The organism is Hyphococcus sp. (assembly GCF_965267305.1).
Taxonomy (GTDB): Bacteria; Pseudomonadota; Alphaproteobacteria; order Caulobacterales; family Parvularculaceae; genus Hyphococcus.
This window is the reverse complement of record NZ_OZ253945.1, coordinates 4080497-4097832: the sequence shown is the minus strand read 5'-3', so window position 1 is coordinate 4097832 and position 17336 is coordinate 4080497. Positions and strand designations below refer to the sequence as shown.

18 protein-coding genes are annotated in these 17336 nt (G+C 61.6%); 10 read left to right on the top strand and 8 right to left on the bottom strand.

The features are described from left to right. Nucleotides 1–82 precede the first annotated feature (82 nt). Together ACQY5P_RS19895 and ACQY5P_RS19890 are read left to right on the top strand one after the other, a co-directional pair. Complete coding sequence (locus ACQY5P_RS19895) at nucleotides 83–673, top strand: FMN-dependent NADH-azoreductase (protein WP_428408621.1); 591 nt, start codon at nucleotides 83–85, stop codon at nucleotides 671–673. A gap of 87 nt (nucleotides 674–760) precedes the next feature. Next, nucleotides 761–1006: a YdcH family protein gene (locus tag ACQY5P_RS19890; protein ID WP_428408620.1), complete on the top strand. Its 246-nt coding sequence runs from the start codon at nucleotides 761–763 to the stop codon at nucleotides 1004–1006. 15 nt (nucleotides 1007–1021) lie between these two features. Here the strand turns inward: ACQY5P_RS19890 and ACQY5P_RS19885 are convergent, their stop codons facing one another. Next, nucleotides 1022–1654: a trimeric intracellular cation channel family protein gene (locus ACQY5P_RS19885; protein WP_428408619.1), complete on the bottom strand. Its 633-nt coding sequence runs from the start codon at nucleotides 1652–1654 to the stop codon at nucleotides 1022–1024. A gap of 117 nt (nucleotides 1655–1771) precedes the next feature. On the opposite strand from ACQY5P_RS19885, the gene ACQY5P_RS19880 reads away from it, so the two are divergent. Both ACQY5P_RS19880 and ACQY5P_RS19875 read left to right on the top strand, forming a co-directional pair. Then, on the top strand, nucleotides 1772–2455 hold the full coding sequence (locus tag ACQY5P_RS19880) for a DUF2490 domain-containing protein (RefSeq protein ID WP_428408618.1): 684 nt from the start codon (nucleotides 1772–1774) through the stop codon (nucleotides 2453–2455). A gap of 141 nt (nucleotides 2456–2596) precedes the next feature. Further along, nucleotides 2597–3271 carry a DUF2490 domain-containing protein gene (locus tag ACQY5P_RS19875; RefSeq protein ID WP_428408617.1) on the top strand — a complete coding sequence of 225 codons (675 nt, stop codon included), beginning with the start codon at nucleotides 2597–2599 and terminating at the stop codon, nucleotides 3269–3271. On the opposite strand, the gene ACQY5P_RS19870 is transcribed toward ACQY5P_RS19875, so the two are convergent. The 6 genes from ACQY5P_RS19870 to ACQY5P_RS19845 form a co-directional block, all read right to left on the bottom strand. Further along, nucleotides 3268–3771, bottom strand: a complete 504-nt coding sequence (locus tag ACQY5P_RS19870; protein ID WP_428408616.1) for a GNAT family N-acetyltransferase — start codon at nucleotides 3769–3771, stop codon at nucleotides 3268–3270. The genes ACQY5P_RS19875 and ACQY5P_RS19870 overlap by 4 nt on opposite strands. Before the next feature lie 30 nt (nucleotides 3772–3801). Continuing rightward, entirely contained in the window at nucleotides 3802–4788 is a 987-nt protein-coding gene (locus ACQY5P_RS19865) for a mechanosensitive ion channel family protein (protein ID WP_428408615.1), read from the bottom strand. A gap of 98 nt (nucleotides 4789–4886) precedes the next feature. Next, nucleotides 4887–6044, bottom strand: a complete 1158-nt coding sequence (locus ACQY5P_RS19860) for an acyl-CoA dehydrogenase family protein (RefSeq protein WP_428408614.1) — start codon at nucleotides 6042–6044, stop codon at nucleotides 4887–4889. 87 nt (nucleotides 6045–6131) lie between these two features. Next, a complete protein-coding gene (locus ACQY5P_RS19855) occupies nucleotides 6132–7490 on the bottom strand; it encodes an OmpP1/FadL family transporter (protein ID WP_428408613.1) in 1359 nt (452 codons plus the stop codon). A gap of 177 nt (nucleotides 7491–7667) precedes the next feature. Further along, nucleotides 7668–8531 (bottom strand): NAD(P)-dependent oxidoreductase, encoded by an 864-nt coding sequence (locus ACQY5P_RS19850; protein ID WP_428408612.1) that lies wholly within the window; start codon nucleotides 8529–8531, stop codon nucleotides 7668–7670. Then, a complete protein-coding gene (locus ACQY5P_RS19845) occupies nucleotides 8528–9010 on the bottom strand; it encodes a flavin reductase family protein (RefSeq protein ID WP_428408611.1) in 483 nt (160 codons plus the stop codon). The genes ACQY5P_RS19850 and ACQY5P_RS19845 overlap by 4 nt, the downstream gene beginning before the upstream one ends. A gap of 155 nt (nucleotides 9011–9165) precedes the next feature. Here ACQY5P_RS19845 and ACQY5P_RS19840 point away from each other — a divergent pair, with 155 nt between their 5' ends. From ACQY5P_RS19840 to ACQY5P_RS19815, 6 genes are all read left to right on the top strand, one after another. Then, nucleotides 9166–11013, top strand: a complete 1848-nt coding sequence (locus ACQY5P_RS19840) for an SLC13 family permease (RefSeq protein ID WP_428408610.1) — start codon at nucleotides 9166–9168, stop codon at nucleotides 11011–11013. An 82-nt stretch (nucleotides 11014–11095) separates the two neighbouring features. Then, nucleotides 11096–11887 carry an arginyltransferase gene (locus tag ACQY5P_RS19835; protein WP_428408608.1) on the top strand — a complete coding sequence of 264 codons (792 nt, stop codon included), beginning with the start codon at nucleotides 11096–11098 and terminating at the stop codon, nucleotides 11885–11887. Between the two features lie 104 nt (nucleotides 11888–11991). Next, nucleotides 11992–12357 (top strand): hypothetical protein, encoded by a 366-nt coding sequence (locus ACQY5P_RS19830; protein ID WP_428408607.1) that lies wholly within the window; start codon nucleotides 11992–11994, stop codon nucleotides 12355–12357. A gap of 174 nt (nucleotides 12358–12531) precedes the next feature. After that, on the top strand, nucleotides 12532–13647 hold the full coding sequence (locus ACQY5P_RS19825) for a TRAP transporter substrate-binding protein (protein WP_428408606.1): 1116 nt from the start codon (nucleotides 12532–12534) through the stop codon (nucleotides 13645–13647). A gap of 3 nt (nucleotides 13648–13650) precedes the next feature. After that, nucleotides 13651–14421 (top strand): TRAP transporter small permease subunit, encoded by a 771-nt coding sequence (locus ACQY5P_RS19820; protein ID WP_428408605.1) that lies wholly within the window; start codon nucleotides 13651–13653, stop codon nucleotides 14419–14421. Next, nucleotides 14421–16043, top strand: coding sequence for a TRAP transporter large permease (locus ACQY5P_RS19815; RefSeq protein WP_428408604.1), 1623 nt, complete (start codon nucleotides 14421–14423; stop codon nucleotides 16041–16043). Before ACQY5P_RS19820 ends, ACQY5P_RS19815 begins: the two co-directional genes overlap by 1 nt. Here ACQY5P_RS19815 and ACQY5P_RS19810 read toward each other — a convergent pair. Then, a complete protein-coding gene (locus ACQY5P_RS19810; protein ID WP_428408603.1) occupies nucleotides 16040–17257 on the bottom strand; it encodes an NAD(P)/FAD-dependent oxidoreductase in 1218 nt (405 codons plus the stop codon). The genes ACQY5P_RS19815 and ACQY5P_RS19810 overlap by 4 nt on opposite strands. Nucleotides 17258–17336: the final 79 nt, after the last annotated feature.

The following is a 17336-nucleotide window of genomic DNA, read 5'->3' as shown; positions in this document are numbered from 1 at the left end:
GTCCCAATCTTATGCGTTCTTGCGCTTAGCAGATACTCACATAATTAGTCCAGGTCACTTTTCCAGACCTAAAGGATTCACCATGAAGCTCCTCCATATCGATTCCAGCATCCTCGGCGAAAACGCCGCCAGCCGGCCCATCACCGCCGCCATTGTTAAGCGCCTCAAGGATGAAACACCTTCTCTTGAGGTCACCTATCGCGACCTAGCCGCCGATCCCCTGCCGCATCTGACCCTTGGGCATATGCCGGGCGGGGAAAGCCCCTCTGCGGCGCAGGCGGAGAGCCAGGAGGCTCTCGACGAATTCCTCGCCGCCGACATCGTGGTGATCGGCGCGCCCATGTATAATTTCACCATCCCGAGCCAGCTCAAGGCGTGGATCGACCGGATCCTCATCGCCGGGAAGACCTTCCGCTATACGGAAAATGGCCCTGAAGGCCTGGCAGGCGAAAAGCGCGTCATCGTCGCCGTCTCGCGCGGCGGTCTCTACGGGCCCGAGTCGCCCTCGGCGGCGGCCGAGCATGTGGAAAGCTACCTGCGCACGGCTCTGGGATTCATCGGGATTGCAAATCCCGAATTCATCATCGCGGAAGGGTTGAAGCTCGGGCCGGAGCAGTTTGAGGCCGCGCTGACAGGCGCCCTCAAAGAAGCCGCGGAGCTCAAGGCCGCCTAGCCCCTAAATGCTTTGGACTTGAGCGGCGTCAATTGAAACGGCGCCGCTCTCTTCCAAAATGAGCTCCAACGAAAGGAGCCTTGCCTCATGACCCATACGCCCCATGAACTCGCCGAAGAGTTTCCGGAACACGCCGACCTTATTCACCAACTGAAAACCTCGGACGCCCATTTCGCCAAACTCGCCGACGCCTATCATGAAGTGAACCGGGATATTCACCGCCTGGAGACGCGGGTCGAGGCGGCGAGCGAAGACCGCGAAGAGGAATTGCGCAAACAGCGCATGCGTCTGAAAGACGAAATCGCGGTGATGCTGTCCAAGGCGAATGCGTAACATTCAGAACTGCTATTAAAGTTCGTTCTTACGCGGCCGGGCGAATTTCGGCGAGGGAATGTTGAAGATGATGGCCGCGGCGCGAATGGCGAAGGTCGCCAGCGCCGCTACGACCGCCGCCAGACTTTCGCCTACGCCGAGCGCAAGCAGTCCGACATAAACGGCGGCGCCGATCAGCGCCGCCGTCGCGTAAATGTCCTGCTTCAGGATTAGCGGCGGTTCGTTCAAGAGCACGTCGCGCACGACGCCGCCGAAAGTTGCGGTGACCGCGCCCATGAAGATTGCGATGAGCGCCGGCGCATCGAGAGCGAGTGCGGCTTGCGCGCCGAGCACCGAAAACACGGCGAGTCCCATAGCGTCGGCCCAGATCAGCGCTTTCAGACGCGAGTCGATGAAAGGCTGCGCCAGCATCGCGGTAAAGGCGCCCCCCAGACAAATGAAAACCGCCGACGGCGACGCAATCCACCACACCGGAAAAGACCCGAGCAGCACGTCCCGAATGGTGCCGCCGCCGACGCCGGTGACGAAGGCGATCATGGCGACGCCGAAAACATCCATATCGTTGCGGAGCGCTGTCAACGCGCCGGAAATCGCAAAGACAAAGAGCCCGATAATGTTCAGCGCCGCGAAGATTTGAGCGGTTTCCATAAGCCTGTTCCGTTCGCCGGCCGCCGCCCTATCGATTGTGCTTGAAATCGGCGGAGAGCCCTCTATGTGGTGTTTCATCCCTTAGCAAAACCCCATCGAGAAACGGAGAGAAATACGGTGAAGACCGCATCGCAGAAGATTTTTCTCGCGGCGGCCTTGGCGCTTGCGCCGGTCAACATGGCGGCCGCCGACGATTTCCAGCTCTGGACCGCCGTCGCGGCCAACGGCCCTGTCGAGGAAGACGGCCGCTTTCTAGTATGGTTCGACGGCCACGCCCGGTTTCGCGACGACGCGGGAGACCTTGGCGTCTCCATTCTGAGGCCGGGGGTTGGCTGGCGTCTCAACCGCGATCTCTCCCTGTGGGCCGGCTACGCCCGTGTGGTTTCACGTCAGGAAAACGCCGCCGATGTCGAAGAAAACCGCCTTTGGCAGCAGGCGACTTACGGCGTCGGTGACGTGCTGGGCGGATCGGTCACCGGTCGCTCCCGGCTGGAGCAGCGTTTTATCGATGGCGGCGGCGATACGGGCTGGCGGGTTCGGCAATTGCTTCGCTACAGCCGGCCTTTGACCGGCACGCCTTTGTCCGCGGTCGTCTCCAACGAAACTTTTATTGCGTTCAACGACACGGATTGGGGCGCTGCGAGCGGATACGACCAAAGCCGGAATTTCGTTGGGATCAACTACAAGGCGACGGATCATCTGGCCGTGGAAAGCGGATATATGCTCAATCACATCCGCCGCGACAATGCTGCAGACGCCTTCAATCATGTGGTCTCGGTCTCGCTAAACCTCTCGCTTTAACCAAAACTCCGCCCGTCTTACTCGGCGCGCGACAAGCCATACGAGATGCGGTAATCTCTTTCGAAGCAGCGGCGTTCCGGAAGCATAACGCCAAGCCGCTCGTATGTCTGCCGCGCGCCAGTTGAAACCATGAAGCGATGTTTGAAGGCCGCTGTCGCGGCGTTTGTGTTCGCCCTGTCGGTCGTTCAGAGCGCCGCGGCGGAAGATGACTTTCAGATCTGGGCGGCGCTTTCCGCAAGCGGTCCGGCGCGCCACGACAGTCGTCTCCTGCTCTCCCTCGACGGCAACATGCGCTGGCGCGATAACGCTTCTGATCTCAACTTCTTTATCATCCGTCCGGGCGCCGGCTGGAAGCTGAATGGCGATGTTAGCCTGTGGGCCGGGTACGCCTACAGCGTCGCGAAGCAGCCGGAAGCGCAGGACACAAAGGAGCACCGGCTCTGGCAGCAGGCGTCCTACCAACTTGGCGAGGCTCTCGGCGGCGCGCTTTCTGGACGGACCCGTCTTGAGCAACGCTTTTTCAGCACCGGCGACGATACGGGCTGGCGGCTGCGCCAACAGGTTCGGTATGTCCGGCCGCTATCAGGCCCGCCGCTGTCCTTGGTGCTCAGCGAAGAGATTTTTTTCGCGCTCAACAGCACAGACTGGGGCGCCTCCGCCGGCTATGACCAGAGCCGAACCTTCTTCGGTCTGGGGATCCGCGCGGCGGAGAGTCTGAAGATCGAAACCGGCTACCGGCTTGATCATATTCGGCGAGAAAGGACGGCGGACGCAATCAACCAAGTGATGCTGATCTCGTTCAGCCTGTCCCGTTAGACGCCCAAAACGCGCGACTGAAACACGTCGCGGTCAAGGCGATAGACGATGCACTCGTCCGTGTCGAAGACACGGTGCTCAACATATTTAAAGCCTAGCCGTTCATAGAACCGCCTTGCGCGCGCATTCGCTTCCAGCGGGTCAATCACTACCGCCTTCACCTTGTCGTTGGCGAAACATTTTTCGAGCGCAGCCCGCATCATCTGCGTCCCGAGCCCGCGGCCGAGGTCTTCCTCTTCGCCAATCCAGATGTCGAGGGCGCGATGGTTGTCTTCGATCTCGCCCCAGTAATGGGATGGTTCTCTTGCAGGGTCGATGATCTCCATGACGCCTACGGGCCGTCCGTCCTCCTCCGCGATCAGGAGTTCGCCCCATTCGGCGTTCCGGGGAACTTCCTTGTCCCAGTCATACCAGTCGTCGCCGCCGCCGGCGGAGATGACGTGAGGCATTTCATCCCAACGCTTCAGGAGCGGGATGTCGTCTTTTGTCGCCGGCCGCAAACATATGTTTCCCATGACGCCACGATAGCATCACGGGCTTTTGCCGGCATCCGTCTTGTTGAGACTATCATCGGGCGTAAAGCCGCGCTCCGCGACGCCGGGCGCCATCGGCTCCTCCTCCTGGCGCCGGCGGATGGAGGCCTCAGCGCGAATATGCGGCAGGGCTTCGGGAAATTCCTCTTGCAGCCAGCAGATCATTTCCTCGCGGATGAGGCAGCGCAGATCCCAGGCGCGGGGCGACGTGCGCGCACTCGCCAACGCTCTCACGGTGATCGAAGAACCGGCAGCCTCGACCACTTGGAGATTGACCACGTCTTTGTCCCAGAGCGGCGTTCCCTTGCAGATGTCCTCAAGCTTCGCGCGCATCGCCTTCACCGGCGCGCGATAGTCGAGGTCCCAGGTGACCGTTCCGATGATTGACGCCGATTTGCGCGTCCAATTCTGGAACGGTTTTTCGATAAAATAGGAAAGCGGCACCACAAGCCGGCGCCAGTCCCAGATGCGGATCACCACATAAAAAAGACCGATCTCCTCGATCCATCCCCATTCGTTCTCGACGACCACAGCATCGTCGAGTCGGATCGGCTGAGTGAACGCGATCTGCAGCCCCGCGATCAGGTTGCTGAGCATGGGGCGCGCCGCAAGACCGAGCGCGATGCCGGCGATACCCGCCGAGGCGAACAGGCTGACGCCGATCTGGCGCACGCCGGGAATGGCGGTGAGCGCCGCAGCCAGGGTGATGAAGGCGCCGATGACGAGGACGATGCGGCGGATGACGTCGAGCCGCGTCGCCATCTTGCGCGCCGCGAGATTGTCTTCCGCTTCGAGATCGAGCCGCGCCATACGGCGCTTGATGAGCGCATCGATGATCGTCGTCGCCGTCCAGCCGACAGCAACGACCATCAGAATGCGTCCGACGATGGAAAACGCCGAAACGAGACCTTCCGGGATTTCCAGCCGGTCTCCGATAAGTCCCGGCGAAGCAAGCAACGCCGCCGCCATCAACGCGAACAGCACAGGGGGCCGGAAGCGTCTCAGCCAGCGGGTTTTGGGCGAGCGGGCGTCAGAAGCGATGCGCGGAATCTCCGTTACAGCGTCGGCGCCGCTTTTGTGGGCTAAAGCGTGCGCGCAATCAACAGCTTCATGATCTCGTTGGTTCCGCCATAGATGCGCTCCACGCGGCAGTCGGCGTAGATCCGGCTGATCGGATATTCGTCCATATAGCCATAGCCGCCGAAGAGCTGGAGACATTTGTCGACGATCTCGCCGCAAAGATCCGTGAGCAGCATTTTCGACATGGAGGCCGTCGCCGCATCGAGCTTGCCCTCGATCAATTGTTGCGTGCATGAGTCGACAAAGACCCGCGCCATCGTCGCTTTCGCCTTGCATTCGGCGAGAACGAACTGGGTGTTCTGGAACGCCATCACCGGCCGGCCGAAAGCCTGCCGCTCCTTCACATAGTCGATGGTGAGTTTCAGGGCGCGCTCGATCTGCGCGATCGCGCCGACAGCGATCTGGTGACGCTCCTGCGGCAATTGCTCCATCAACTGGATGAAGCCCTGGCCTTCATCCGTGCCGAGAAGATTTTCGGTCGGAATCTTCACGTCGTTGAAAAACAGCTCCGACGTGTCCTGCGCCTTGTTGCCGAGTTTTTTAAGATTGCGGCCCCGCTCGAAGCCCTCGACCTGATCGGTCTCAACGACCATGAGCGAGACGCCCTTCGCGCCCTCGCCCGGGTCGGTCTTTGAGACAACGATGATGAGGTTCGCGGTCTGGCCGTTGGTGATGAACGTCTTCGATCCGTTCATCACATATTGGTTGCCCGTCTTGATCGCGGTCGTTCTCACCGCCTGAAGATCGGAACCGGTGCCCGGCTCGGTCATGGCGATGGCGCCGATCAGCTCGCCCGTCGCCATTTTCGGCAGCCAGCGCTTTTTCTGTTCTTCCGTGCCGTAATGCAGAATATAGGGCGCGACGATGCAGTTATGCAGACCCGCGCCGAAACCTTCGACGCCCGCATGGATCTGCTGTTCGATAAAAAGCTGTTCGTGGGCGAAATTGCCGCCCGCACCGCCATATTCCTCCGGCATGGACATGCAGAGAAGTCCCGCCTCGCCCGCCTTCTCCCACGCCCAGCGGTCGACCTTTCCCTGCTCGCGCCATTTCTCGACGTGAGGCGCGAGCTCGCGCGAGAAAAACTTGCCGACTTCCTCCTCGAAAAGATCGAGATCGTCGGTTTTCCATGACGGTTTCGGGGTCTGCAGGACGGACATGGCTCACTCCGGAAATACGTTGATTTCCCGAGTAAATTGCACATGAAGCCAGAGGCGGCAATGGCGCCGCGCAGCCGCAGAACGAAGTTAAAACCGCCAGTCGATGCCGACCCCTGCGACAAAACCGGCGATGTCCACATCGCCTGTCGCCGAACCGCGGAAAAGGTTTTCCGGATAGGCGGCGGATTCGTTAAGCGGCGTCGTTTCCGCGATGGCGTAGGACGCTGCGAGATGCAGTTCCGCCCGGTCCGACAGATCGCGCGAATAACCGGCGGCGAGCCAGACGCGGCTCGCGCCCGGCACGCGCGGACTGGAAAAGTCCGGGTTGGCCGGGTCTTCCTCATACATGACCCCGAGGCGCACGGTCTGGGCCGGGCCGAAATCGCGTTCGACGCCGACCGAACCCGCCCAGGCGTTCTGCCAGTTCTGGGTCGTCACCTCGTCAGCCTGTACGGGGTTTTCGAAATTGAGGACAAGCTGGTCGAAGCTCTCCCAGCGGGTCTGGCGCCCGGAGGCGAGAACGCGCGTCTTGTCATTGGCCTCGAACCGAAGACCGAACTGGATATTGCCGGGCGTCGTGAACTCGCTCGTCACGCCGGTGTCCTGGAAAAGACCGACAAGTCCCGCCAGCGTCTGGCCCGAGGTCGACGCGGAAATGTCGAACGCCGCGGTTCCCTCGAGATTATGTTCAATCTTCGAGGAGAAGCTCGCGCCGACGGTCAGCCGGTCGCCGATCGCGCCCTGAACGCCGACAACGAATCCGGTTCCCCAGTCATTCGCCGAGACATCGACAAACGCATCGTCCGTGCCCGGAACAGCTGCGGTCATCAAGAGGGCCGATTCAATCCCGGCGGCGTCGATGGCGCCTTCAAGACTGATGTCGACATATTGGAATTTCGGGCCGGCGGCGATGGACCAGTCGCCGAAGGAAAACCCGACCATAGGCTGGATCACGCCGGAAAGAACTTTCGAGTATGTGCCGTGATAGCGCAGCACCGACGTGTCTTCATATTCAGTATCGAAGCCGAACGGCGCATAGACCGCAACGCCGGCGAACAGGTGGTCGCTGAGTTTGAAGGCCGCAGCGCCAGTCGGGATGATGGCGTCGCCTATGACGCCCTCGCCTTCGGTTTCACCGGCGACCGGCACGACGCCAAAGAGCGCCGCATCCGCATTCTCGTAAGACGTGTCGTTCAGAACCCCGATGAAAGAGAGCGATGTCTCAAGCCCCTCAACGCCGACAATCGAGGCGGGATTGAAAAAGGCGTTGCCCGGCGTCGCCGGGGTCGCCTGCGCGCCCGCGGTCGCGGCGCCCAGCGCTTCGGCGCTTTGCAGGTTGAGCGAAAACCCGGAAGCCATGGCGGAACCCGCGCTTCCGGCGAGGACGACAAGCGACAGCGGCGCAATGTTCAGCGGTCGTGAATTTGGAGATTTATTATATTTCATTTTGAAACGCCCCTGATCATTTCTTTAACATTTTGGCCCGTCTTGCGGCGGACTGCTCCCGTATTGCCACTGCGCGGACGGACCCTCGGCGAATCGCCTTTCCAATCCGTAAACGCACCGGCGCACCCGGATGGTTAAGGCAGTTTTTGGGGAGGTTCGGGCGCGTCGTCTACTTAATCAATCGACATCGTTGAGGCGGCGGATGAGGCTCGACGTGTCCCAGCGTCCCCCGCCCATGGACTGCACATCGCCGTAAAACTGGTCCACCAGGGCCGTCACCGGCAGCCGGGCGCCGTTTTGCCGCGCCTCGGCGAGGGCGATCCGGAGATCCTTGCGCATCCAGTCCACCGCAAAGCCGAAGTCGAATTCGTCGGCGGCCATGGTTTTCGCGCGATTTTCCATCTGCCAGCTCTGGGCGGCGCCGCCGGAAATCGCCTCCAGCACGCGCTCAATGTCGATCCCGGCCCGGGCGGCAAAGTGGACCCCCTCGGATAGCCCCTGAAGCAGCCCCGCGATGCAGATCTGGTTCACCGCCTTGCAGAGCTGCCCGTGCCCGGCCGGACCGATATGGACGATGCGCGCCGAGTAAGCCTCCATGGCGGGGCGGGCTTTTTCCACATCCGCTTCGTCGCCGCCGCACATGACGGAGAGCCGGCCGTTTTCGGCGCCCGCCTGTCCGCCCGAAACTGGCGCGTCGACAAAACCGACGCCCTTCTCGCGCAGCGCCGAATGAAGCTGGCGCGCCAGCGATGGCGAGGCTGTCGTGTGATCAGTGAAAACGGCGCCATCTTTAAAACTATCAAGCGCGGCGCCGACCACCGCCGACACGTCCGGATCGTCGCCGAGACAAGCGAAGACAAGATCGGCGCCTTTAACGGCGTCCGCCGGCGTTTGCGCTGCAACACCGTTATTTTTTGTCACCCATTCATCGGCCTTGGCTTTTGTACGGTTGTAGACAGTGACGTCGTAGCCTTTCGCCGCCAGATGTCCGGCCATGGGAAACCCCATGACGCCTAACCCCAGAAATGCTGCTTTCGTCATGGCGCGGGAATTCCCTGAATATAGTTGCTGGCGAAATAAATCAGCGGCGCGCCCTCGACGCTGTCGAACTTCACGACTTCGCCCACAAGGATCACATGATCGCCCGCATCATGGCGCGCAATGACCTTGCAGTCGAAACCGGCGAGACGCTCCTTCAGGATCGGCGCGCCTGACTTCCAGGTCTCGAATTCTTCCTCGCGCGGACCGTTGGGCAGGAAATGCGCAAAGCGCTGGGACGCCGCCTGCTGATCCGCCCTCAGGATCGAAACGGCATAGCTTTGAGATCCCATAAAAGCGCTATAGGTCGAGGCCCGGTTTTCCAGGCACCACAGAACCAGGGGCGGCTCCAGCGAAACCGAGGTGAAGGAATTGATCGTGATCGCGGAGATTGCGCCCTCGCCGTCCCGGCAGGCGGCGACGCCAATTCCGGTGGCGAAACGGCCGAAGGCGTTTTTAAGCGGTCTGTATTTGTCTGTCATCGCTGCCGCCTTATGGGCCCGTTCCCACAACATATTGAAACATTTAGGCTTGTGGCGTTAGCATCAAATAGTGAAAATAAAAAGCGCACGAAGATCGGGCCCGGAATGACTGGGGCTGCGAGGTTCACAATAGGGCCGGGTCACGACAATCTGACATGATGGAAACCTTTCTGGCAGCCCCGTGGCAGATGTGGGCCACGCTTTTGGTCATCCTTGTTGCGATCGGCCTCTATGCGAGCGAGCGGCTCTCCATGGAGATCATCTCCCTCGGGGTAGTGGTCAGCCTCATCCTGCTGTTTGAACTGGCCCCGCTTCAACTTGAAGGCGCGGCGCCGCTCGACACGCAGACGCTGCTCGGAGGCTTTGCGAACCCGGCGCTCGCCGCCGTGATGTCGCTGATGGTTCTCGGCCAGGGCATCTTCCAGGCCGGCGCCATGGAGCGCCCGACCAAGCTGCTCATCGAATTCTACAACAAGCGCAAATACCTGACGATCTTCGCCGTCTTCGGCATCGCCTACGCCAGCAGCGGCTTCCTCAATGACACGCCTGTGGTCGTCATTTTCATTCCCATCGTCGCGGCCCTCGCGGCGCGCGGCGATGTCGCGGCATCGAAACTGATGATGCCTCTATCTTTCATCGCGCTCTTCGGCGGCATGACGACCATCATCGGTTCATCGACCAATGTCCTCGCCGCGGGTGTTTATCAGGCGAATACCGGTGAGGAGATCGGTTTTTTTGAACTGACGCCGCTGGCGCTCGTCATTGGCGGCGCCGGCATTTTATATCTCGCAACAGTCGGACGTTTCCTGCTTCCCAAGCGATCGCAGGAAAACCTCGCCAACGCCCGCGAAAACAAGCAATTCATCGCCCAGTTCGAAATCACGCGGGACAATTCGCTTGTGGGCAAGGGGCCCGTGGCGGGCCTCTTCCCTGATCTGCCGGAAGTCACCGTGAGGATGGTCCAGCGGCGGGAGAAAGTCATTCTGCCGCCCTTTGAGGACTTCCGTTTCCGGTCCGGCGACACGGTCATCATCGCGGCGACGCGCAACGCTCTCACCAATCTCCTGAAGGAACGGCGCGAGATCCTCAGCGATGTCATCTCCGAAATCGGCGTCGAGGACGAGGACCAGTCCTCGCCGGGCTCGACCCTCAATCTTGTAGAAGCGATCGTCACGCCCGGTTCGCGCCTCATCGGCCGCACGGTCGCCCAGGTCGGTTTTCACGCGCAGACCAACTGCGTCATCCTCGGCATTGAGCGGCGCAGCCGGATGATCCGGGCGCAGATGAACACGATCCGGCTCGAGGCTGGCGACGTGCTCCTCATTCTCGGGCGCGCCGACGACATCAGGAATCTGCGCGCCGACCGCGACCTTCTCGTCTTTGAATGGTCCATGATCGGCATTCCCGACGCAAAGCACGGGCCCCGCGCGGCGCTGATTTTCGGATCGGTGGTGGTCGCCGCCGCATCGGGGCTGGTGCCGATCGCGATCGCCGCCATGACCGGCGTCGTCGCCATGCTGGTCACCGGCTGCCTCAACATACGCCAGGCGGCGCGCGCCTTCGACCGCCGGGTCTACCTTCTCATCGGCGCATCACTCGCCATGGGGCTGGCGCTGGAGGAAACCGGCGGCGCGGCGCTTCTGGGCTCCGGGCTTGCGGCGCTGTCCTCGCATCTCGGACCCACCGCGCTGCTGTCGCTGGTCTTCATCTTGAGCGCGATCCTGACCAACGTTCTGTCGAACAACGCCACCGCCGTCCTCTTCATGCCCATCGCCATCAGCGCGGCACAGCAGGCCGGCATGGACCCGTTGCCGCTCGCGCTCACCGTCATCTACGGCGCCAACTGCCCCTTCGCGACGCCCATCGCCTATCAGACCAATTTGCTGGTCATGACGCCCGGTCATTACAAATTTAGGGATTTCATGATCGTCGGCGGGCCGCTCATAATTCTCCTGTGGATTGTCTACACAGTCGCAGCGCGCGTCTATTTCGGGTTCAATTAAGGCCCAATTGACACGCAGATAGAACGGATTCATTGCGGTTGCGATAATGGCCCGCTAAGGTTTACCCCTTACGTTGGATCAGATGAGTAACGAAGATTTCGCGCGACGGTTCGGCCTTGACGGGGGTGAGTTTTTCATCACGGCGCCCGCGCCATGTCCGTATCTCAAAGGCAAACGGGAAAGGAAAATTTTTTCCTATCTCTCGGGCGACGGCGCCTCATCGACGAATGCGCTGCTAACGCGCCGCGGTTTCCGCCGCTCGCAGAACCTCATCTATCTTCCCGCCTGCGAAGCCTGCACAGCCTGCGTGCCGGTGCGCATTGTCGTCGACGATTTCGATCTGTCGCGTTCGCGCCGCCGCACCCTGTCGCGCAACGCCGACATCATCCGCCGCATCAAGGGGCCGCGCGCCACCGGCGAACAGTTCTCCATGCTGCGCGCCTATCTCGACACGCGCCACGGCGATGGCGGCATGGCCGACATGACCGTGCTCGACTACGCCTCCATGGTGGAGGAGACGGCGGTCGACACGATCATCATCGAATACCGTTTGAAGGATGAAGACACCGGCGAAGAACGCCTGATCGGCGCCGCGCTCACCGACCGTCTTACCGACGGGCTGTCCATGGTCTACTCTTTCTTTGAACCGGAAGAAGAAGCGCGCAGCCTCGGCCGCTTCATGATCCTCGATCACGTTTCCTTCGCGCGCGAGCTTGGCCTGCCTTACGTCTATCTCGGCTACTGGGTGAACGGCTCGGACAAGATGGACTACAAAAAGACCTTCCAGCCGCTCGAAATGCTCGGGCCCAATGGCTGGACCCGCATGGACCGCCAGACCGCGCAGGAAAGCGTCGCCGGCGCCCTCTCTTTCTAGGCTTTTTCCTCCCGGATTCCCCCTTGGCGCTTTGACCCCGCGCCGGGTCATTGTACCGTCCGGCCTGCAGATGGGCGGGGCGTTGTCGCATTCTGGGAGTCGTCATGAGCATCAGAGCATATTCCGGGGCCGTCCTTTTCGCATGTCTTGTCGCCGGCTGTTCTTCCGCGCCTTTCGGCTACGCCGAAAACCGCTGCACGGGACAGCAGAACGCCTGTCAGGCCGATTGTGCGAGCCTCGATGATGGGCCGGCGCGCTCGGCCTGCATCCAGCGCTGCTACTCCGTCGAAGATCGCTGCACGACGAGCGGCTATGACGGGACCGGCTCTTCGCTCGCCGTCGATCAGGGCGTCGGCGCCGCAAAGTCGCGCAGGGAAAAAGAAGCAGACTACGAAGAATGGCGCGCAAAGCGCCAGCGCGAACGGATCGAGTCCGGCGAAGGCGACGTCGATATCGAAGTCGTCGACTAAAAAGAAGACATGAGGGAGGGGCGAAAAGCCTCATGATGAAACGCAGACAATTGCTAACGGGCGGCGCGCTCGGCGCCGCCGGCCTGGTCGCCGGGTGCGAATGCGGCGTTCCCCGCGCGCGAATGCGCGCATTTTTTAGATTTGCGAGCGCGCCGCCAACACTTCGGATAGCATATGCTTAAACGTAGACAACTGCTGACAGGCGGCGCCTTGGGCGCCGCTGGATTGGTTGCGGGGTGCGAGTGCGGCGCGCCCGCGGGCGGCGCGGCGATCCCCGGCGCGATCAATTCGCGCGAGCTGAAAATGGTGACCACCTGGCCAAAGGATTTTCCAGGGCTGGGCACCATGCCCGAACGTGTGGCGCAATTCATCACCGAAATGTCCGGCGGCGCGATCACTGTCCGCGTCTTCGCCGCGGGGGAACTGGTCAGCGCCTTTGAAAGTTTCGACGCCGTCTCCAACGGCGCGGCGGACATGTATCACGGCGCGGAATATTACTGGGTCGGCAAGTCGCCGGGATTCAACTTCTTCACCGCCGTTCCCTTCGGCATGACGATCTCCGAAATCATGGCGTGGACGGAATTTGGCGGCGGCCAGGCGCTCTGGGACGAACTCTCCGCGAAATTCAACATCAAGCCAATTGCGGCCGGCAATTCCGGCCACCAGCTCGGCGGCTGGTTCAAGAAGGAAATCAATTCGCTCGAAGATTTGCGCGGCCTCAGAATGCGCATGCCCGGCCTCGGCGGCGAAGTTCTGCGCCGCGTGGGGGCGGCCGCCGTGGCGATCTCCGGCGGCGAAATTTACCCGGCCCTGCAATCGGGCGCCATCGACGCCACCGAATGGGTCGGCCCATGGAACGATCTCGCTTTCGGCTTCTATCAGGAAGCGAAATATTATTACTGGCCGGGCTTCCACGAACCAGGCTCGCAGCTCGCTTGCGGAGTCAATCTCGATCTCTGGAATTCCTTTACCGCGACGGAAAAGTCCATCATCACCGGCGCCTGTCAGCGCGCCAACAATATTTCCATCGCCGAATTCACCCATCACAACGCCATCGCGCTGGAACAGCTGATCAAGGAACACGGCGTTCAATTGCGCCAGATGCCCGAAGACGTGATGGCCGCGCTTGCTGCCGCCAGCCAGACGGTGCTGCAGGAAGCAGCGGCGACAGACGACATCACGAACCGCATCTATCAGAGCTTCCGCGAGTCCCTCATGCGCTCCATGGAATGGAGCCGCATTTCGGACGAAGCCTATATGGCCGCGCGTCGAAAAGCGTTCGATCTTTAAGCCATGCTCGAACTCGTCGGCGATATCTTCAACTGGGTAGCGGCGGGGGTGTTGTTCCCGCTTCTCTTCCTGCCGCTGGGGTTTCTGTTTTCGGAAAAGCGGCCGCTGATCGGCTGGATCGCCCTTGTGACGGCCATCGTCATTGCAGGCGCTCTCTTCGCCCGACTGACGCCTGTCCTTTCGCTGACGCCATCCGTGACGAAGATCGTCTGGTTTGCGGCGCTCTTGGCTCTCACCGCAGCGGCTGCGGTCGTAAATGGCGCGAAAAAGACATCCTGGTATCTCTCGGGGCTTTTTGAAGTGGTGACGCACAAGACGGGCCGCGCCGTCATGTGGCTTCTCCTCGCCATGGCGGTCATCCAGTTCGGCGTCGTCATTCTGCGCTATGTGTTCGGCCTCAATTACATCTTCATGCAGGAATCGATCACCTACATGCATGGCGCGGTGTTCCTGCTCGCCGGCGGCTATGCACTCCTCACCGACGACCATGTGCGCGTCGATATTTTCTATCGCGAGGCGACGCCGCGCAGGAAAGCGCTGGTCGATCTCGCCGGGACCTATCTCCTCCTCGTTCCCGTCTGTCTGCTCCTCCTCTGGACAGCGTCGCCTTATGTGGCGCGGTCATGGGCGGTGGGCGAAGGCTCGAATGAAGCGTCGGGCATTCAGGCGCTGTTCATCCTCAAATCCTTCATCCCGGCCTTCGCCGTTCTTTTGCTCATGGCCGGCTTCGTCATCGCCGCGCGCGCCGTCGCGACCCTGAAGGAGCGCGGCTGATGGAGTTCGAGATCGGCAATGTCGCCTTCTGCGCCTGCACGTTCGCAGGATGGCTCGACATCTTGATGGTGTTCGTCCTCTGCGTCGCGTTGATGATGGGCTATCCGGTGGCGTTCAGCCTCGCCGGCACCGCGCTCATCTTCGCCGTTCTCGGCCTGATGTTCGGCGTCTTCGACATCTCCTATCTCATCCCCTTCCCGCAGCGCGTCTTCGGCGCCGTCTCCAATACAACGCTGATAGCGGTCCCGATGTTCATTCTCATGGGCGTCATTCTGGAGAAATCGAAAATCGCCGAGGAGCTGCTCGACGAAATGGCGAAGCTCTTCGGCACGCTGCCCGGCGGTCTCGGCCTGTCGGTGACGATTGTCGGGATGCTGCTCGCGGCATCGACCGGCATTGTCGGCGCCACCGTCGTCACCATGGGATTGCTCAGCCTGCCGACCATGCTCCGGCGCGGCTATGACCCGGCTTTTGCATCGGGCTCCATCGCGGCGGCGGGCACGCTCGGCCAGATCATTCCGCCGTCGATCGTCTTGATCCTTCTCGGCGACGTCATTTCCAACGCCTATCAGCGCGCGCAATTGCAACAGGGCGTCATGTCGCCGGAGACGGTCTCCGTCGGGCATCTGTTCGCAGGCGCGTTATTTCCGGGGTTGATGCTGGTAGGTTTTTACATCTGCTGGCAGATCTTCGTCGCACTCACCTCGCCGAAAAAGGCGCCGGCGATTCCCGCGGCGGAACTCGGCGGCACGCGTGAAGTCTGGCTCGCCGCGATGAAGACGCTGCCGCCGCCGCTGATCCTGATTGTTGCGGTTCTGGGATCGATCCTCGCGGGCATTGCGACGCCAACGGAAGCCGCCAGCGTCGGCGCCATCGGCGCGCTTTTGATTGCGGGGATGCGCCTTGCGCCGAAAGGGTCAGTGTTCGCCGGCCGCTTTGCAGTGCTCATTTCCGCCGCAGCGATCATCGGCCTGCTTGCGCTCACGGCCTTCCTCGATCTGCGTCTCGGGCGCGAAAGCATAACAACGGCGGAAAGCATCGGCATTGTCGTCGCCTTCATCTTCTTCGCGCTGACGCCCTGGGGCGTCGTCGCCAGCCTTTTCCAGCTGCACAAGGAAAAGGCGATGGCGCCGATCTTCGATCAGACGGCGCGGGTGACGACCATGGTGTTCACGATCCTCATCGGCGCCGCGTTGTTCTCTCTCGTCTTCCGCGGGCTTGGCGGCGACGACACGGTGCATCGCGCGCTTGCGGCGACGCCGGGCGGCGTTGTCGGCGCCGTCCTCACCGTGATGCTGGTGATGTTCGTTCTCGGCTTCTTCCTCGATTTCATCGAGATCACGCTGGTGGTCGTGCCGCTCGTGGGGCCGCCGCTCCTCGCCATGGGATTGGATCCCGTCTGGCTCGGCGTGATGATGGCGATCAACCTGCAGACGTCGTTTCTGACGCCGCCTTTCGGCTTCGCGCTCTTCTATCTTCGCGGCGTGGCGCCGCCAGAGGTGAAGACCGCGCACATTTATAATGGCGCCATTCCCTATATCGCCATCCAGCTTGTGGCGCTGGGCGTACTCGCGCTGTGGCCGCAGATCGCCACCTGGCTGCCGGGCGTTCTTTACGATTAAGCCAGCGTTTTAAGATCGACCGTCCTGTCGGCGAGCTTCGCCGGATCGAGCGTTGCGCCCGACACGATCAGTTTCTTACCCATGGCGAACGACGCCGGATCGTTGATCGCATCGACGGCGAGCGCCTTGCCGTCTTTCAGATACCAGACCGCGAATTTGTTCTCCGCCGGATCGCCGCGCACCACGAGTTCGTCATGACCTTCGCTGAGGCCCACGGTCTGCAATTTCACATCGTATTGGTCCGACCAGAACCAGGGCAGCGCATCGTAAACAACCTCGCCGCCGATCATGTTCGCCGCCGCCGCTTTCGCCTGTTCGATAGCGTTGGGTACGGACTCGAGACGCATGCGCCGTCCGTAACGCGGCGACGGAAAATTCGTGCAGTCTCCCGCGGCGAAAATCGCCGGATCGGAGGTGCGCGCATATTCATCGACGACAATCCCGTTATCGATGTCGAGCCCCGCCTCCCTCGCAAGCGTCACCTCCGGCGCGGCGCCGATGCCCACCAGCGCGGTTTCGCAGTCGATGACTTCACCGTCTTGAAGCCGCGCGCCATGAAGGCGGCGTTCTCCTTCGAACGCGGCGAAAGCCGCGCCCAGGCGCAGGTCAACGCCCTTGCTCAGGTGAAGCGTCTGGTAAAACTCTGACACCGGTTCGCCGGCGACGCGCGCGAGCACGCGCGGCGCCATTTCAAGAACCGTCACCTCGCGGCCCGCCGCGCGCGCAACCGCCGCAACCTCAAGCCCGATATATCCGGCGCCGACGATAACGACGCGCCCCGGCGCGGCAAGCATGGGTTTTAGCGAATCGGAATCCGAAAGCGTCCGCAGGTAATGCACGCCGCGTAGATCGGCGCCCGGCGCAGAAATCCGCCGAGGCGGCGCGCCCGTCGCGATCAGCAGCGCATCATAGGGGTGCGCCTCGCCGTCATCGGTCGACACAATTTTCGCTTTGCGGTCGATGCCGGTCGCGCGAATGCCGAGACGCAGCGTGATGTTTTGCGTCTCGTAGAATTCCGCGGGCCGCAGATAAAGCCGCGCCTCATCGAGCTCGCCTTTGAGATACGCCTTCGACAGCGGCGGACGCTGATAAGGCGGCGCTTCCTCGGCGCCGATGATCGTGATCGCGCCTTTGTAAGCGCCCTGGCGCAACGAGACCGCCGCCTGCGCCCCCGCCTGTCCCGCGCCAATAATGAGAATGCGTTCTACGCCCATGAAAAATCGTCCTGTCGCCCCCTCTGTCTTATGAGACTGTTAGAAGAAATGACAAGGGATGGCGCCTCCGCCTATTCCA

Bases quoted from the DNA above. Each gene is read 5' to 3' on its own strand.
- ACQY5P_RS19890 (WP_428408620.1), top strand. From the start codon at position 761: ATGACCCATACGCCCCATGAACTCGCCGAAGAGTTTCCGGAACACGCC.
- ACQY5P_RS19855 (WP_428408613.1), bottom strand. From the start codon at position 7,490: ATGAAATATAATAAATCTCCAAATTCACGACCGCTGAACATTGCGCCG.
- ACQY5P_RS19845 (WP_428408611.1), bottom strand. From the start codon at position 9,010: ATGACAGACAAATACAGACCGCTTAAAAACGCCTTCGGCCGTTTCGCC.
- ACQY5P_RS19810 (WP_428408603.1), bottom strand. From the start codon at position 17,257: ATGGGCGTAGAACGCATTCTCATTATTGGCGCGGGACAGGCGGGGGCG.
- ACQY5P_RS19885 (WP_428408619.1), bottom strand. From the start codon at position 1,654: ATGGAAACCGCTCAAATCTTCGCGGCGCTGAACATTATCGGGCTCTTT.
- ACQY5P_RS19850 (WP_428408612.1), bottom strand. From the start codon at position 8,531: ATGACGAAAGCAGCATTTCTGGGGTTAGGCGTCATGGGGTTTCCCATG.
- ACQY5P_RS19815 (WP_428408604.1), top strand. From the start codon at position 14,421: ATGGAGTTCGAGATCGGCAATGTCGCCTTCTGCGCCTGCACGTTCGCA.
- ACQY5P_RS19825 (WP_428408606.1), top strand. From the start codon at position 12,532: ATGCTTAAACGTAGACAACTGCTGACAGGCGGCGCCTTGGGCGCCGCT.
- ACQY5P_RS19895 (WP_428408621.1), top strand. From the start codon at position 83: ATGAAGCTCCTCCATATCGATTCCAGCATCCTCGGCGAAAACGCCGCC.
- ACQY5P_RS19820 (WP_428408605.1), top strand. From the start codon at position 13,651: ATGCTCGAACTCGTCGGCGATATCTTCAACTGGGTAGCGGCGGGGGTG.
- ACQY5P_RS19830 (WP_428408607.1), top strand. From the start codon at position 11,992: ATGAGCATCAGAGCATATTCCGGGGCCGTCCTTTTCGCATGTCTTGTC.
- ACQY5P_RS19835 (WP_428408608.1), top strand. From the start codon at position 11,096: ATGAGTAACGAAGATTTCGCGCGACGGTTCGGCCTTGACGGGGGTGAG.
- ACQY5P_RS19840 (WP_428408610.1), top strand. From the start codon at position 9,166: ATGATGGAAACCTTTCTGGCAGCCCCGTGGCAGATGTGGGCCACGCTT.
- ACQY5P_RS19860 (WP_428408614.1), bottom strand. From the start codon at position 6,044: ATGTCCGTCCTGCAGACCCCGAAACCGTCATGGAAAACCGACGATCTC.